This is a genomic window from Beijerinckiaceae bacterium, assembly GCA_004564215.1.
Classification (GTDB): Bacteria; Pseudomonadota; Alphaproteobacteria; order Rhizobiales; family Beijerinckiaceae; genus Methylocapsa.
Window position 1 is genome coordinate 2,744,931 of sequence record CP024846.1, and the last position, 16,181, is coordinate 2,761,111.

The 16,181-nt window shown below is 58.6% G+C and carries 14 protein-coding genes and 1 pseudogene; 9 read left to right on the top strand and 6 right to left on the bottom strand.

From position 1 onward, the window contains the following. Window positions 1-361 precede the first annotated feature (361 nt). From CU048_13090 to CU048_13100, 3 genes and pseudogenes are all read left to right on the top strand, one after another. Window positions 362-811, top strand: a pseudogene (locus CU048_13090) (hypothetical protein). 362 nt (window positions 812-1,173) lie between these two features. After that, complete coding sequence (locus tag CU048_13095; GenBank protein ID QBR72046.1) at window positions 1,174-1,470, top strand: hypothetical protein; 297 nt, start codon at window positions 1,174-1,176, stop codon at window positions 1,468-1,470. A 442-nt stretch (window positions 1,471-1,912) separates the two neighbouring features. Further along, a complete protein-coding gene (locus tag CU048_13100; GenBank protein QBR72047.1) occupies window positions 1,913-2,206 on the top strand; it encodes a cytochrome C in 294 nt (97 codons plus the stop codon). Between the two features lie 1,364 nt (window positions 2,207-3,570). Here the strand turns inward: CU048_13100 and CU048_13105 are convergent. Further along, on the bottom strand, window positions 3,571-4,230 hold the full coding sequence (locus CU048_13105; GenBank protein ID QBR72048.1) for an isoprenylcysteine carboxyl methyltransferase: 660 nt from the start codon (window positions 4,228-4,230) through the stop codon (window positions 3,571-3,573). A gap of 60 nt (window positions 4,231-4,290) precedes the next feature. Next, window positions 4,291-4,518 carry a hypothetical protein gene (locus CU048_13110; protein ID QBR72049.1) on the bottom strand — a complete coding sequence of 76 codons (228 nt, stop codon included), beginning with the start codon at window positions 4,516-4,518 and terminating at the stop codon, window positions 4,291-4,293. A gap of 574 nt (window positions 4,519-5,092) precedes the next feature. Between CU048_13110 and CU048_13115 the strand changes: the two genes are divergently transcribed. Then, complete coding sequence (locus CU048_13115; protein ID QBR72926.1) at window positions 5,093-5,869, top strand: hypothetical protein; 777 nt, start codon at window positions 5,093-5,095, stop codon at window positions 5,867-5,869. 4 nt (window positions 5,870-5,873) lie between these two features. On the opposite strand, the gene CU048_13120 is transcribed toward CU048_13115, so the two are convergent. Next, complete coding sequence (locus tag CU048_13120; GenBank protein ID QBR72050.1) at window positions 5,874-7,319, bottom strand: XRE family transcriptional regulator; 1,446 nt, start codon at window positions 7,317-7,319, stop codon at window positions 5,874-5,876. Between the two features lie 225 nt (window positions 7,320-7,544). On the opposite strand from CU048_13120, the gene CU048_13125 reads away from it, so the two are divergent. From CU048_13125 to galU, 4 genes are all read left to right on the top strand, one after another. After that, the gene (locus CU048_13125) at window positions 7,545-9,176 is read left to right on the top strand and encodes an isocitrate lyase (protein QBR72051.1); all 1,632 of its coding nucleotides are present in this window, start codon (window positions 7,545-7,547) and stop codon (window positions 9,174-9,176) included. 166 nt (window positions 9,177-9,342) lie between these two features. After that, window positions 9,343-9,570 carry a hypothetical protein gene (locus CU048_13130; GenBank protein QBR72052.1) on the top strand — a complete coding sequence of 76 codons (228 nt, stop codon included), beginning with the start codon at window positions 9,343-9,345 and terminating at the stop codon, window positions 9,568-9,570. After that, a complete protein-coding gene (locus CU048_13135; protein QBR72053.1) occupies window positions 9,567-9,845 on the top strand; it encodes a type II toxin-antitoxin system RelE/ParE family toxin in 279 nt (92 codons plus the stop codon). Before CU048_13130 ends, CU048_13135 begins: the two co-directional genes overlap by 4 nt. A gap of 287 nt (window positions 9,846-10,132) precedes the next feature. Further along, window positions 10,133-11,020, top strand: coding sequence for a UTP--glucose-1-phosphate uridylyltransferase (gene galU, locus CU048_13140; protein QBR72054.1), 888 nt, complete (start codon window positions 10,133-10,135; stop codon window positions 11,018-11,020). 22 nt (window positions 11,021-11,042) lie between these two features. Here the strand turns inward: galU and CU048_13145 are convergent, their stop codons facing one another. The 3 genes from CU048_13145 to CU048_13155 form a co-directional block, all read right to left on the bottom strand. Continuing rightward, on the bottom strand, window positions 11,043-12,158 hold the full coding sequence (locus CU048_13145) for an alkene reductase (protein ID QBR72927.1): 1,116 nt from the start codon (window positions 12,156-12,158) through the stop codon (window positions 11,043-11,045). 136 nt (window positions 12,159-12,294) lie between these two features. After that, window positions 12,295-12,546, bottom strand: a complete 252-nt coding sequence (locus CU048_13150; GenBank protein ID QBR72055.1) for a hypothetical protein — start codon at window positions 12,544-12,546, stop codon at window positions 12,295-12,297. A gap of 190 nt (window positions 12,547-12,736) precedes the next feature. Beyond that, window positions 12,737-13,603, bottom strand: coding sequence for an N-formylglutamate amidohydrolase (locus CU048_13155; protein QBR72928.1), 867 nt, complete (start codon window positions 13,601-13,603; stop codon window positions 12,737-12,739). Window positions 13,604-13,815: 212 nt separating this feature from the next. Here CU048_13155 and CU048_13160 point away from each other — a divergent pair, with 212 nt between their 5' ends. Further along, the gene (locus CU048_13160) at window positions 13,816-16,161 is read left to right on the top strand and encodes an amino acid decarboxylase (GenBank protein QBR72056.1); all 2,346 of its coding nucleotides are present in this window, start codon (window positions 13,816-13,818) and stop codon (window positions 16,159-16,161) included. Window positions 16,162-16,181: the final 20 nt, after the last annotated feature.

Here is a 16,181-nt window from a genome sequence, read left to right on the forward strand (position 1 = left end):
TCGGTGAGACATCGGTCCACACGATTGTCCGATTTCGCGGGCGGTTCGTACCAAAATGTTTCACGTGAAACATTTTGGTACGATTGATAAATACGATAATCATGCGTTCGCACGGCGTGGCGATCGTCCTTTGGATGGGTCTTTGGTCACGGATAACACCGGAGCCAGCTGCCGACGATCTCTAAAATGGCGCGATACACCATGGATAGGAAATCACGATTTGCGATTAGGCGGTATGATAGCTTGGACGCCATGAAGGCCGACGAATACGCCTATTGGCAGCAACGGCCCGGCCATGAACGGCTTGCCGCTGTCTCCGAGATAACCAGCGAGGCCTACGGCCTGAAAGATTTGCGCCTCGATGTACCAAGACTTCAAAGAACTCTTGTCCATCTTAAACGATAACAAGGTCAAATATCTTGTCGTGGGCGGCTATGCCGTTTCCTTTCATGCCCAACCTCGGGCGACCAAGGATTTGGACATCCTGATCAAGCCCGACGCCGAAAATGCGGCGGCGGTTTATGCGGCGTTGACTAAGTTTGGTGCTCCGCTCGAAGGACTGGGGCCGGACGATTTTATCGAACGAGGCAAATTTTTCCGTTTAGGAACGCCACCGGTCATGGTGGATATTCTGCCGGAAATCAGCGGCGTCGATTTTGACGGTGCATGGCAACGGCGGGTTGAGGTGACGGTTGACGCCGAGACCGGCCTACAGGCGCTATTTATTTCCGAAGCCGATTTGATTTCCGCGAAACTCGCGGCCGGGCGACCCCAAGATCTTGCCGACGTGGACGCGCTTCAGAGGGCCAAGGGAAGCACCAGGGGCGGCAGCGAACAGAAGCGCGGGAAGGCGGCAAAAAAAACCACTCCAAAGCGCTGACTTTCGCCCGCGGGTCGGCGGAGGATCTTGCCCGCACCTGCCACGCCCATCCGACCATGTCGGAAGCGGTGAAGGAAGCCGCGATGGTGGTGGACAAAAGGGCGATCCATATTTGAGGCGCCGCCTTGATCGGTGAGGCGTCACGCGCTTTGTCTGATTTCGCGGGCGGTTCGTACCAAAATGTTTCACGTGAAACATTTTGGTATGATTGACGCGGTATTATGACTCAAACATACGAAGCAACAGCCAAAATCTGGGCGGATTACTCGTCATTTGAAGGAGACTTAAGAGCCATGATCGGGAGGTTGCTCTGGCAAGGCTTCAAAGGTCTCTGCTATGCGGCGCTGGTCGCAATTGCTGGGTCCCTCGCAATCTGCGTCATCCTCTTGCTCAGCGGCCTATGTTCGCGGATCGATGAGGGAGCGGCTGAATGTAAGACGCCTGCCCTGAACGGTATCGCTTATACGTTCGGGATGATCCCTGTGCTTAGCAGTTTCACCGTGGTGCCGTTTGTCCTGGCGATTTGCGGGCTCGTCTTTCTCGTCGGCCACTTGATTCGCCGACGGCACGGGTCGGAAAATCGTGGCTAGCGCTGCTAGCTGATTTAAAACAATGCTGACTTTTACTTAAGCCAAACGGCCAGATTTGGGGTGCTCGAAATGGAGCTCAAATTGAAGGGACAGTTGAGCGCGCTCTGGTAAGATTTTGCCGCTAAAAAAATACTGTTCCATGCTGTTGAGCTCCGGTCTAAGAGCCTGTTTCAAAAACCTCCCCCTCATCCTGAGGAGCCCACAAAGTGGGCGTCTCGAAGGATGCGCCGCGCAGGCCCTGAGGCGCCTTCGTCCTTCGAGACGCTTGCTTCGTAAGCTCCTCAGGATGAGGGCTTAGGTTCCGGCCGAAGGGCGCGATCCCAAAAACTCACACATCCTTAAACGTAAACGGCGATATAGTGCACTTTCAGCGATGGGACGACATCAAATCACTTGAGGGGAGAGCGTGCCGATAAAACATTCCGGTCATCCTTGGCGCCGCATGACGCTCGCGATCTTCTTCGCCGCCATCTCCCTTGCCGCCCCCGCATCTGCGCAACAAATTGATCCGGAGTTGATCTCTGGCTGTGTGCCTTGCCATGGCGCCGATGGGATCGCGAGATTTGCCGAAGTACCGATCCTTGCCGGCCAGAATGAGCTCTATCTCCTAAATCAATTGCGCGCGTTTCACAGCGGCAAGCGGGCACATAAAGAGATGCGCTATATGACCCGCAACATCACGGAAAAGGAAATGGAGGCCATCGCGGCCTATTTCTCAAGCCTGCCGCCGAGGTAATGCGCGGCCATGCCGGTGCTTGCGGATCTTGCGCTTTTCCGGGAGCAGAAATGTGATATTATTTATCACTTGGCGGAGACACTTTGTACGATCTCTTGACGGAGGCGCGAGGTGAGACCCTTTATTTTTAGCGGAGCAATAATTTTCATAATCGGTATATTTGATATCGCACCCGCAATAGGCGTAGAAGCGTGGGAATGTCAGAGTGTCTGCCAAAGAAGCGGAGATCTGAAAAGTCCAGAGATTGACCTTTTGCGTTCTTGTGTGACTGAAGACAAATGTCCAAGAGATTATGGGCAAGTACCGCTTGCTCCGGAGACTACCCCTCCAAGCGACAAATCTGATTTGCAGCAATAATAATGGATATTTTTAGTCCATTTCAATTTGTTGCTATTAGCTTAGGGAAGATTCTATTTCTATATGTTATTTTATGTATCATATTTTGTGCGGCGCTAAAATTTGTCTTTGAGTCCAAATTAACGTCTTTTTCCGATATCTTTATTTACTATGTGGGATTCGGGCTGCCTGTATGCTTGATTGGCTATGTCACTGGCTATCTGAGCGGCCTAAGCAGGGCGTCCGTGCTTGGGACGGTATTACCCTCAGTCTTGGCCCTACTTGGCGGCGTAAATATTTATGTATTTGGAAGCGAAAGTAAATATAAGTTGGTGGTTGGATATTGTGTTTCCGTATTGCTGATTGCTCTTTTTATCGGAGTTGAAGTGGGTGCTGGCAATAGAGAATTCTATCGAGAGTCCCGTCTCAGACGGGTTTCACAAGAAGAATTTCGTATTAGGGCATTTAGAAATGCCCTCGGTCTTCCGCCAGACATTGCGCCTTGGATGTGGGATGGTTCGGGTGACAATAAATAGGCTGGGTTTTGAGGGTGAGCTTTCAAGATATTTGTGTTGCCCCGCTGTCGAGGTGACGTTGCTCGGGGGCGTAAATGGGGGGGGGCGGAATTGCCCAGCTCGAAGCCGGTCTCGATTGCGTTTGCCTCTTACGAGGTAAGCCGGAAATCCATCGGCGTTCCGATGGATCCCGGTTTTGACTTATTAGTAGCGGTTCCACCTGCAGCCGCCGTAGGGCCCGCGATGTCGGCGGTAGCCGCAGCCGCCACGCGTTTGCATGATCTGCGCGTTGCCTGCCTTTGCGACCGTATCGCCCGAAGCGACGGGCATTGCAACGGCCATTTCCGGGAGAGTCAGACAGCCTATCAGCGAAGCTAGGATAGCTATTTTGCGCACGAGCGCCTCCTTCCAAGCGGCGCCGAGTCGGCGCCGGCGCCAAACTGATCTAGCGGCGCCAGAATTGCAAACTCAAAGCGGACCCGGTAGGCCGCATAGCATGGTGCGGGTTCGGTCCTAATAGAGTCCGGGAATCAACCGTGAGGTCCGTGCACAATAGGCCTCGTACGTGGTGCCGAACTCTGTGTGCAGCAAGCGCTCTTCCGCCCGAATGCGCGCGACGATCGGCGGAATGAGAAGCGCTACGAGCAGCACGCCCACGCCCGAACGAAAGGCAAGGCCCCATCCCAGCGCGTTGACGAGCAATCCTAAATAGCTGGGGTGGCGGATGAAACCATAGATGCCGCTGGTGACCAGCATGTGACCGGGCTGGATGGCGACCAGTCCGCTGAATCGATTGCCGAGCACAAGGACCGGCCAGAGCCGCAGCACACCGCCGACCGCGAAGAGAATGACGCCGAGCCAGCGAAGGCTGTCGCCGTCGAGGGTCCAGAATTCGTTCCGGTCCGACCAGGCCGGCAGAAAAGCATCGAGCAGGCCGATCAACGCAAGGACTGGGATGACCCATCGGTTGCCGCGATCCTCGCGAACCCCGGAACTTAAATTGCCGCCGGCGAAAAAAGCCAGGCCGGACAGCGCGAAGAGCACGACGGAAAGCGCAATCAGCGGCGGATGAGAGAAGAACGCGGAAGGCCCGCCCCAGCCAAGCACGGCTAGTCCAAGATTAACAAGCGTGCCGAGAAAAATGAACGTCAATCGGAGGATGGGTTTCAACAGCTGCTCCTGTTTGGGTCTGCCTCTGAGGGGAGAGTCCGCAACTCGAAGAGGCCTGGGCCTTCAAGTTGCTTGCTTTGAACCTAGATTGTTTTGCCGCCATTCGCGCGGGGTTCGCCCCGACCAGCGCCGGAACGCGCGGGTAAAATGTGCGGGATCGGAATAGCCGAGCTCATAAGCCGTCTCTATGGCGCTCGCCCCGGAGCGCAAGAGGTCCTTTGCACGAAAGTCGCGCGGCGAGCGCGTCGTCGCCAATTTCGCGTGCCGCGCATTCGACGAGGTTGAGCTGATCCTTGAGAAGGATAAGCCGTTCCGGCTCCTCGATCAGCCGCAACGGCAGTTCCGCACGCCGGAACACCCGCGCGAGGGAACCGCCGGAGCGCTCCACGATCTCCGCGACGGGCCCCATGGATCGCGCTTTGGTCAGTCCATAGCTGTGCAAGCTTCTTCTCCCTTCTCCAGGGTGAAGTCTGTGGCGCCAAATGGCAAGTTTTGTTCTCCCCCTGCATTTAGGCTTCGGCTACGGCGCTTCGCAGACGCCGATGAAGGAGGAGCAAAGATGAATGATAGGAGCGATGCGGTCGCCAACTGGAAGGAGGCGATCGTTGCGTCGGGCGGAGCCCTTTTGCGTCACGCCATTGTGGAGGTTCCGGCCGACAGTGCGGGATGGATCGACAGCGGGGTCGATCTAAAAGCCGGCGAGACGGTTACCTTGCTTTCGGCCGGGAACGTCCGGGTGTCCGAAGATCCGGACATCCATTTCTCCGGCCATATGTTCTTGTGGCGGCGCATCGGCACGAATGGGCCGATCGCGAAATCCGCGGCGCCGACATCAACCTTCGAGGCCAGCTCGTCCGGCCGGCTGATGTTCGTTGCGCAATATCCAGGCGCTTGGCTCGATGAGACGGGGAGCTTTGCTCCCGATTGGCCTCGCTCCGCCGCCTCCGGCGTGCTCAGCGTGGCGGTCCTGGTTTGGAAGGAGGCCGCGTCCGAAGGCCTTGCAATCTTCGCGGCAAGGGACAAGAGCGGGCTCGGTTCAGAGGAACACAACCGCTTTCTCGCTCCAGTGCTGCCCCCGCGCGGCTGGACCCATCTGTGGCGAACCGGCGAGACGGAGATTTATCGTGAGCAATTCGAGGCGACGGATGGCCGGCACATTGTCTGCCGTTGCTCGGCCGATGCCGGCATTCTCAAATACCCGGTCGACATCGCACTCGACGAGACAACCCATCTGGCCTGGCGATGGCGCATGCTTCAACTGCCGTCGCGGGTCGGCGAAGATAGCGGGCCAACCCATGACTATCTCTCCATCGCCGTCGAATTCGAGAACGGACTCGATCTGACCTATATGTGGAGCGCCGCTTTGCCGGTCGGCACGGCGTTTCGCTGCCCGTTGCCTTGGTGGGACAAGCGGGAGACCCATCAGGTGGTGCGCTCGGGGCTGGCCGAACTCGGCCAATGGCGGCACGAGGATCAAAAAATTCTGGCCGACTACAAAACGGCGATTGGCGGCGTGCCGCCGGCGCGGATCGTCGGGGTTTGGCTGATCGCCGTCGCCGCCCTTCAGCGCGGACGAGGCGAATGCGACTATCAAGGGATCGAGCTGAGATCGGCAGGCGAAAGCGTGATGATCGGACCGTGAGGGTTCACACGTCTTTGAAGGTAAACGGCGAGACCCCGCGCATCGTTTCATCGACCAGCAGTCCGCGCAGCACGGGGGGCGCCGCGCGCTGCGGGCATGCGGGACGATCGCAGAGCCGGCAATTGATGCCGATCGGCGTGGCGTCGAGGGCGTTGAAATCGAGCCGTTTGGCGTACACCAAACGCCGCGCGTATTTGATCTCGCAGCCGAGCCCGATGGCAAAGCGCGGTTCGATCGCGCCCCATGGGGTGAGCGAGCGGCGCACCGTGCGGGCGATCGAAAACCATTGCGAACCGTCGGGCAGTTCAATGACCTGCGTCAAAATCCGGCCCGGCTCGGCGAAGGTGGCGTGAACCTTCCACAAAGGGCAGGTGCCGCCGGAATGGGCGAACGGAAAACGGCTGGAAGAAAACCGTTTCGAAACGTTTCCGGCCATATCCACCCGCACCAGAAAGAACGGAACACCGCGCGCGGTTTGGCGGGCGAGCGTGGTCAGGCGATGCGCCACCTGCTCGAAACTGGCTCCGAAACGCGCCGCGAGAATCTCGACATCATAGCCGGCGAGCTCGGCCGCTTCATGGAACCGGCCGTAAGGCATCATGACGGCGCCCGCGAAATAATTGGCAAGCGTGATGCGCAGCAGCCGGCGGCTCAAATCATCGTTGGGTTCGAGCCGTACGGAAATTTCGCTCAAAAGGTCGCCGAAGCGGCTGAAGGCCAGCTGATAGGCCGCCTGAAACGTCCGGCCGGGCTGCTCGACGACTTCCGAGATCATCAATTGGCGGCGGTGATGATCATACCAGCGCAGCCGGTCGCCCATGACCTCGACGGGCAGCGCCCGGACCCGGATACCATGGCGCGCGCGCAGATGATCGCAGAGCGCAAAGAAAAGATCGTTGTTGGCAAGGGCGAGTTCGGCCGCAAGGGTTTCGGCCGCCTCCTCGAGTTCCGGGAAATGATTGCGCGCCTCGTGCAGAAGGATGCGGATCCGGTCGATCGGACTTTCCCTGAGGACCGGTTCGGCGCGATCCCGGTCGGCCCCGGCGATGACGCCGGCTTCGCTCGCCTCCCGCGCCGCCGAATAGGCCCGGTAGAGGCGCGCCATGGCGGCCAGCAGGGCCGGAGAATTCTCGGCCGCGTCTCGCACTTCCGAGCGCGGCACGGCCGCCTCGCGAAACAAGGGATCGGCCAGAATTTGCTCCATTTCGCCGATGGAGTGTTCGCCTTCGCCTTCCATGAAGTCACGGGGATCGATGCCGTAGACATCGGTCAGCCGGATCAGCACCTGGACCGTGATCGGCCGCTGATTGCGTTCCATGAGGTTGAGATAGCTCGGCGAAACATCCAGCTCGGCGGCCATCCCGGCCTGGGTCAGCTGCCGTTCGCGGCGAAGCCGCTTAAGGCGCGGGCCGGCGAAAATCTTCCTTTGAACTATGGCTGCGGCATTCATGGGTGTTAATATTTACATCCATACAACATTACAATGTATGAATGTTACATACTAACTTGAATTTCCAGTCAAGCCCTTGCGCATAGACGAGATTTCTTCGATATGGCAGCTATACCTACGAATTTTCCGCCAGATTGGCGCATTTTGTCAATCTCTGTGAATGCTGTGATCGGAGAGCCTAATGAGCAAGACGATCCCCTGTGAAGGCGAGACAAGGCGCGCGCGATGACCTACCAGAGCCAAATCCCCCAGGTGGGGAAGACCAACGAATACCAAAACCATATTGCTGAGATGAAGCAGCTCGTCAAAAGCAAGGACGGCACTTGGACCGGCATCAACCCTGAGTCCGTGGCCCGGATGCGCCTGCAGAACCGCTTCCGGACGGGTCTCGATATCGCCAGATATACCGCCGGCCTTATGCGCAAGGACATGGCGGCCTATGACGCCGATCCGGCCCTTTACACCCAGTCGCTGGGCTGTTGGCATGGGTTTATCGGCCAGCAGAAGATGATCTCCATCAAGAAGCATTTTGGCACGACCGACCGCCGGTATCTCTATCTGTCCGGCTGGATGGTTGCCGCGCTCCGTTCCGATTTCGGTCCCTTGCCGGATCAGTCCATGCACGAGAAGACATCCGTGCCGGCGCTGATCGAAGAGCTTTACACCTTCCTCCGCCAAGCGGATGCCCGTGAACTTGGGGGCATTTTCCGCGAGATCGACGCCGCGCGGAAGGCCGGCGACAGCGCCAAGGAAAAGACGCTGCTGGCGACCGTCGACAATTATCAGACCCATGTGGTGCCGATCATCGCCGACATCGACGCCGGCTTCGGCAATGCGGAAGCGACCTATCTGCTCGCCAAGAAGATGATCGAGGCGGGCGCCTGTGCGCTGCAGATCGAAAACCAGGTGTCTGACGAAAAGCAGTGCGGCCACCAGGATGGCAAGGTGACCGTGCCGCACGAAGTCTTCCTCGCCAAGGTGCGCGCCTGTCGCTATGCATTCCTTGAGCTTGGCGTCGAGGACGGCATTATCGTCACCCGCACCGACTCGCTCGGTGCCGGCCTCACCCAGCAGATCGCGGTCAGCCACGCGCCGGGCGACCTCGGCGATCAGTACAATTCCTTCCTCGACTGCGAGGAAGTCGCGCCCGGTGACGCCCGCAACGGCGACGTCATCCTCAACCGCAACGGCAAGCTGTTGCGGCCGAAGCGCCTCGCCAGCAATCTTTATCAGTTCCGTTCGGGCACCGGAGAAGATCGTTGCGTGCTCGACTGCATCACCTCGCTGCAGAACGGCGCCGACCTCCTCTGGATCGAGACTGAAAAGCCCCACGTGAACCAGATCGCTGGCATGGTGGACCGCATTCGCGCGGTCGTTCCCAACGCCAAGCTGGTGTACAATAATTCACCGTCCTTCAACTGGACGCTGAATTTCCGCCAGCAGGTCTATGACGCCTGGGAAGTCGCCGGCAAGGATGTCGCTGACTATGATCGCGCGGCCCTGATGAGCGTGGACTATGACGGCACGGCTTTGGCCGCTGAGGCCGACGAGCGCATTCGTACCTTCCAGGCGGATGCGTCGAAGCGGTCTGGCATTTTCCACCACCTCATTACGCTTCCGACCTATCACACGGCGGCGTTGTCGACCGACAATCTCGCGAAGGAATATTTTGGCGCGCAGGGCATGCTTGGGTATGTCCGCAACGTCCAGCGTCAGGAAATTCGCCAGGGCATCGCCTGCGTGAAGCACCAGAACATGGCGGGCTCCGACATGGGCGACGATCACAAGGAATATTTCGCTGGCGAGGCGGCGCTCAAGGCCGGCGGCTCTCACAACACGATGAACCAGTTCGGCTAAGCTACCCGAACTTGATTGAGACAGAACACGTGGCGGCCCGGAGCGTGATGCTTCGGGCCGTCCTGCTTATTAAGCGAGCGTTTTCAAGCAAAGTGGATACCGGTTCGCGTCAAAAAGAAGTACATGGCATTTGCCGACCTTGGCGCGGCCCTGCTATAATATTTTTATGGTAAGCAAAGTCCTCAAGGAAGTCATAGAACGCGTTGAGACTTGGCCTGAAAGCCGGCAGGAGGATGCCGCGCGTGTCCTGCTGGAGATGGAAGCACAGGATGCAAGCCCCTATCGGCTCACCGACGAACAGCTAGCCGAGGTGCAACGCCGGCTTGCCGATCCGAATCCGGAATTCGCCACTCTCCAAGAGGTGCGTCAGCGCTTTGTGCGCCGCCCTGCATGAAGGTAATCGTCCGCGACGAGGTCTATGGTGACCTCGATCGCATCCATGCATGGATCGCGAAAGATCGTCCGGCCATAGCGGATTCCGTAATCGATCGGATATTAGACAGCGCCGAGTATCTTGGGTGGTTTCCTAATATGGGCCACCGCGGGAGGGTGCCCGGCACCCATGAATGGATCGTGAAAGGGCTCCCCTTCATCATCGTCTATGAAGTCTACGGCGAGCGAAACGAATTGATCATCACCGCTATATTCCACGGAGCACAGGATCGCTGAGGATTGTCGCGTGCTTGTAGTGCGGGCCCTTCAAGGCAACCTCTTCGAGGCACTTCAGTGACCTTGACCACCGGTCCTCGGATTAGCCGCGAAAGTGCTGCCTCCGCGTCCTCCTCGCGCATTGCGACGTTTGGCCTCCCTCCGCTACCCCCTTGACATAAAAAGCAATAAAAACCGGGCGCCCCTGTGCTATATCGCTGCGACGTCTCCGCGTCCTTGCCATAGCTCCATCAAACTTGGCGGCTATGAATTGATCATGGTGCGGCAAACCTCTTTCGGGGCAATGAATGAACAAACACATTCGCAAGGCTGTTTTTCCCGTCGCCGGTTTGGGAACAAGATTTCTCCCGGCCACCAAATCCATTCCGAAAGAGATGTTGACCGTCGTCGACCGGCCGGTGCTGCAGCATGTCGTCGATGAAGCCCGCGAGGCCGGCATCGAGCATTTTATCTTCGTGACCGGGCGCAACAAGGCGGTGATCGAGGATCATTTCGACATCGCCTATGAGCTTGAAGAAACCTTGCAGAAGCGTGGAAAGCTCAAGGAATTGCAAGCCTTGATGGCGGAGCTGCCGGCCGCCGGCGCGACGAGCTTCACGCGTCAGCAGGTTCCGCTCGGCCTCGGTCATGCGGTCTGGTGCGCCCGCGAGATTGTGGGCGATGAGCCCTTCGCGGTTTTGCTCCCGGATATGGTGACCATGCCTGGCGCGAAAGGTGGCCGCTGCCTCGCGCAATGCATCGCGGCCTATGAAAAGCATGGCGGCAATGTGATCGCCGTCGAGGAAGTGCCGCCGGAAGAGACCCATCAATATGGCATTGTCTCGATCGGCAAGGATTTCGGTCCCACTTTCGAAATTACCGGCATGGTCGAAAAGCCTCCCCAGGGGATGGCGCCCTCCAACCTGATTATTTCCGGCCGCTATATTCTCGGCCCGGAAATTTTTTCCATTCTCGAAAAGGGCGAAAAAGGCGCGGGCGGCGAAATTCAATTGACCGATGGCATGAAGGGGCTTGCCGCGACCCAGGCGTTTCATGGCGTACGTTTCGACGGCAAGACCTATGACTGCGGTTCAAAACTCGGTTTTCTCGCCGCGAACATAGCGTTCGCGCTTGCCAATCCGGAGCTGGCACCTTTGCTTAAGACTGAACTGAAGAAGCTTTTGGGCGCCCCCTGACGGGTTCGCCCAACGCTTTTTGCTATTGTGATTTTGCGGTCCGGGCCGCCTCTTCAAGCGTCGGATAATCCGTGTAGCCTTCGCTCGCGCCGCCGTAAAAACTTTCCTGTTTCGGGACGTTCAACGGCGCATTCTTGCGCAGCCGTTCGACGAGGTCGGGGTTGGCGAGAAAGAGCTTGCCGAAGGCGATCAAGTCGGCCCGGTTTTGCTGCAAGGTTTCGATGGCCAGCTCGCGCGTGTACTCATTATTCGCGATGTAGGCGCCGGCAAAAGCCTTGCGCAAAGCCTGAAAATCGAAATCCACAATGTCGCGCGGACCGCCGGTCGCCCCCTCGATGACGTGGATATAGGCGATCTCGCGCGCGCTCAGCTCTTTGACCAAATAGCCGAAAATTTCCGCCGGATTGCTGTCGGTGGCATCATTCGCCGGGCTCACCGGCGACAGCCTGATGCCGACGCGGCGTTTGTCCCAAACGCTCAAGATGGCGTCGGTGACTTCGAGGGCGAAACGGGCGCGGTTCTCGATCGATTGGCCATAGTGGTCCGAGCGCTTGTTTGTCCCATCCTTGAGGAATTGGTCGATCAAATAGCCGTTTGCACCGTGAATCTCGATGCCGTCAAATCCGGCGCGCTTGGCATTCTCGGCCGCCTTCCGATAGTCGGCAACGATGCCGGCGATTTCATCTATCGTCAGTGCGCGCGGTTCCGACGTATCGACAAACCCGGTTTCAATGAAGGTTTTGGTTTTCGCCGCGATCGCCGAGGGCGCCACCGGCTTTGCGCCGCCGGGCTGAAGCGAGATATGCGAAACGCGCCCGACATGCCAAAGCTGGATGAAGATCAAGCCGCCGGCGCCATGAACGGCGTCGGTGACGTTTCTCCAGCCGGCCACCTGCGCCTCGGTGTAGATTCCCGGGGTCCAGATATAGCCTTGCCCCTGTTGCGAAATCTGCGTCGCTTCCGAGATGATGAGACCCGCGGTGGCGCGCTGGCGATAGTAGCGCGCGTTGAGGTCGTTGGGCGCGTCGGTGCCTTTGGTCGCGCGATTGCGGGTCAAGGGCGCCATGACGAGCCGGTTGTTCAACTGCAGATCGCCCAGCTGAAAGGGCGAAAAAAGTATGCTGGCGTCAAGCGTCATCGTTGCTGATCCCCATTTCAACATTCGGTCGGCGCTCGGGCGCCGGTCAAAGCAAACATGGGGAAGCGAGGCGGTTTGTGCAGGTGCGAACAAATCAATTTGAACCGAGTTCCGCTCCGGCATCCGCGTTGCGGGCTCAGGTCATGTTCAAGGCTGACATGTAGAGTTCGAGAATGGCTTCGAGTTCCTTTCGTTCGGAATGGTCCTGCTTTCTGATCCGGATGATCTGGCGCACAGCCTTCACATCGAACCCGCGCCCCTTCATTTCCGCATAGACTTCCCGGATATCGTCGGAAATTCCCTTTTTTTCTTCCTCCAGTCGCTCCACCCTTTCGACGAATTGCGTCAGTTCCTGCGCCGCGACACCTGTTTTGACGATATCGTCCATTATCCACCATTTTCCTCTGTTAGAAGGCTGCGGGCGACCCGAAGGCAAAAATTGCCGGGCGCTTCCGGCCCCATGCTCATGAGCTTTGGGAATCCGCAATGGGGTTTTCGCGGCTCATCGTCAAGCTGAATGGCGCACAATCCCCGCTATCCTGTCCGATTCGGCGGGGTCTCGTCACGGGGCTTGAAATTTAGACATGCCGTCCGGTCCGGCTCGGATAGAACGCCTTGCAATGGAGATCTGGCCGGTCGAGAACAGGGCTGAGAAGGCGTGCAAACCGCTCTGCGAAGGCGACCGCTTTCTCCTTGGTGTCCACCAGGTCCTGCCGCGCTTCGACGAGAAGGCCGGCCAGCCCGCGGCGCGTGACCTCTTCGTCGAGCGTGTCGCCGACCAGCGCGCCGTCATAGGGTTCGTTGTCGCCGACGTAAAATCCGTCATTGGCCAAGGCCGCGATCAACGGCGCCGCGAACCGCGGATCGCTGTCCCACAAAATGCCGACTTCCCAAGGTCTCGGTTTGGTCTTCCAGCACGGTGTGAAGGTATGAATCGAAACGACGGCCGGCGGCGGTCCCACGCTGAGCATGGTTTCGATCTTGGCGGCGATGGTGGCGCGGTAGGGCTTCCAATAATGGGTATGGCGATGCTCGATCTCATCGGCGCCGATATTTGCGTTTCCCGGCACGAGATGACCATCCGAAATACGCATCACGAGGGTCGGATCGTCGACGCCGCGATTGGGATCGATCAGCAGGCGGGAAAACCGCGACAGCAGCGCGGGCGCCCCAAAAATACCGGCGAGCTGGCGGGCAATCCAGGCCGCGCCGATGTCGTAGCCGATATGGCGGTTGAGCTGCTCAAGCGACAAACCGAGCGTGCCGTAGGCTTTTGGAAGGGAATTGGTCGCGTGATCGCAAAGAAAGAGGACGCCGGCGTCCAGGCGTCCCTCGATCCGCTCGACCGGGTCATCCGCCGCGCTGGGGGATTCAGAAGCCGGCCCAGCAAGATGCACGATAGGGTTTCTCCTGATTTCACGGGATTTAGCAGGACAGGATAACATCGCCTGCGCGAAAAGGTACATTGAAAATACCGCGTGGCTGACGTTCCGCGATCTTGAGCGGAGCCTGACCGCGACGCCCCTATTGGCGCCTCTGTCATCGCTTTGACACGGAGGTCATACCTCTTGGCTCTCATCGGGCCCATGAAGCGGCGCACCGCAACGATTCTGCGGAGGCGTATTCAGAAGCTCGGCAATGGTGAGGTCGGTCTCCTATGGATTTCTTCAGGCGTTTCACTTTTCTCGTCTGCGCGCCCGCCTTCGACAACAATGATCTCGAGGGGCTGAGGCTGCAACAGATCCTCTCCGCCATCGAGCAGCTCGGCATTCAGGTTGTGCGGGCGCGGCGGATCGAGGACGCGGAAATCGCGGTTCAGACCGACGCAGCGATCGGTTGCATGGTGGTGGACTGGGGGAAGAAGGGTGTCGATGGCAAGACCACGGCGCTGATCAATTTGATGCGCCGGCGCGGCTTGGAAATGCCGATCGTCATGCTCGTTCGCCGCAAGCAGTTCGAGGACATTCCGGTCGAGGTCCTCGACTATATCGACGGCTATGTCTTTCTCGCGGAGGAGACGCCGGAGTTCATTGCAAAAAATCTCGTGAGCCGCCTCAAGCAATATGCGGCGACGCTGAAGACGCCGTTCTTCGGTGCGCTTGTCGATTATGCCGAAGAGGGCAATCAATTATGGACCTGTCCGGGCCACAATGGCGGCATTTTTTATGGGCGCAGCCCCATCGGCCGGATCTTTGTGGAACATTTCGGCGAGGCGATTTTTCGCGACGATCTCGACAATTCCGTTCTGGAACTGGGCGATTTGCTCGTCCACGAAGGTCCGGCCCTGCGCGCGCAGAAGGAAGCAGCCGCAATTTTTGGCGCCGAAAAGACCTATTTCGTCCTGAACGGAACGTCGTCGTCAAACAAGATCGTGCTCTCGGCCTTGGTTGCGGAAGACGATCTCGTGCTGTTCGATCGCAACAATCACAAGGCGGCGCATCATGGCGCCCTGTTTCTCGGCGGCGGGATTCCGATCTTTCTCGAAACCTTGCGGAACCAATATGGGCTGATCGGGCCGATCCAGCCGGACGCTCTCGATGAACAGCGCATCCGCGAAAAGATCCGTCTCAATCCTCTGGTGAAGGACCCGGAAGCGTGGCGGCGCGAGCGGCCGTTTCGCGTGGCGGTCATCGAGCAATGCACTTACGACGGGACGATCTACAACGCGCAAATGATCGTCGAGCGGATCGGGCATCTTTGCGACTATGTTTTGTTCGATGAGGCATGGGCCGGGTTCATGAAGTTCCATCCGATCTTCGCTGATCGCTTCGCGATGGGTTTGCGCGACCTCGGCCCGGGGCAGCCGGGGATTATCGCCACCCAATCGACGCATAAGCAGCTCGCGGGTTTCTCCCAGGCCTCGCAGATCCACGTGAAGGACAGCCACATTCACGGCCAGGCCCGGCGTGTCGAGCATCGGCGCTTCAATGAGTTTTTTCTTCTGCATGCGTCGACCTCGCCTTTCTATCCGCTGTTCGCTTCGCTCGACGTCGGGGCGCAGATGATGAAGGGTCGTTCGGGTGAGGTGCTGTGGGACGACACCCTAAAACTTGGGATCGAGCTGAGAAAAAAATTGCGCGCGGTCCGCCAGGAGTTCGAGGCGGAACAGGATCCCGCGCGGCGCTGGTTCTTCGATGCCTTTGTACCGGACCGCGTCCCTGCGCCCGCCAATGGCACCCTCTCCGCCGCCGTCGCCTGGGAGAGCGTTGCGACGGACGAACTGGCCATGCATGCGCATTATTGGGAGTTGAGCCCGGGCGCGGCCTGGCACGGGTTTGATCATCTCGTGCCGGATTTCGCGATGGTCGATCCCATGAAACTTACCCTTCTGACGCCAGGCTTCAACCGGCGGGGCGGTTATGACTCGCACGGAATTCCTGCGCCCATCGTGGCGCAATATCTCCGCGAGAACCGGATCGTTCCGGAGAAGAACGATCTCAATTCGCTGCTGTTCCTGCTGACGCCCGGCGTAGAGTCGAGCAAGGCCTGGACCTTGCTCAGTGCGCTCGTCGCCTTCAAACGTCTGCATGACGAGAATGCGCGGCTGGAAGACACGATCCCGGAATTTGTCGCCTGCAGGCCCGCCCGCTATGCGGGGGCACGGCTGCGCGATCTCTGCGGCCAGATGCATGCGTTTTATCACGCGAGCGCGACAAGCAAGCTCCAGAAAGCGCAATTCCTCGCCGAGCATTTACCGCAGATGGCGATGGCTCCGTATGAAGCGGTACGCCAGATGGTGCGCAATAAGGTCGATTATCTGCCGATCAGCCAGATTTCGGGCCGCATCGCGGCGACCCTTTTTGTCGTTTATCCTCCGGGGATTGCGACCGTCGTTCCGGGCGAAAGGCTTGATGAGCGCGCCGCGCCGATGCTCGATTATCTCAAAATGTTCGAGCGCGCGGCCAATCTCTTCCCCGGCTTCGAGGCCGAGATCCAGGGCGTCTATCGTGAATTGGAGCCGGACGGATCGGTCCGCTTCTACACCTATGTGGTCCGCGAATGAGGTGGCCGGCAAGGTTTGGT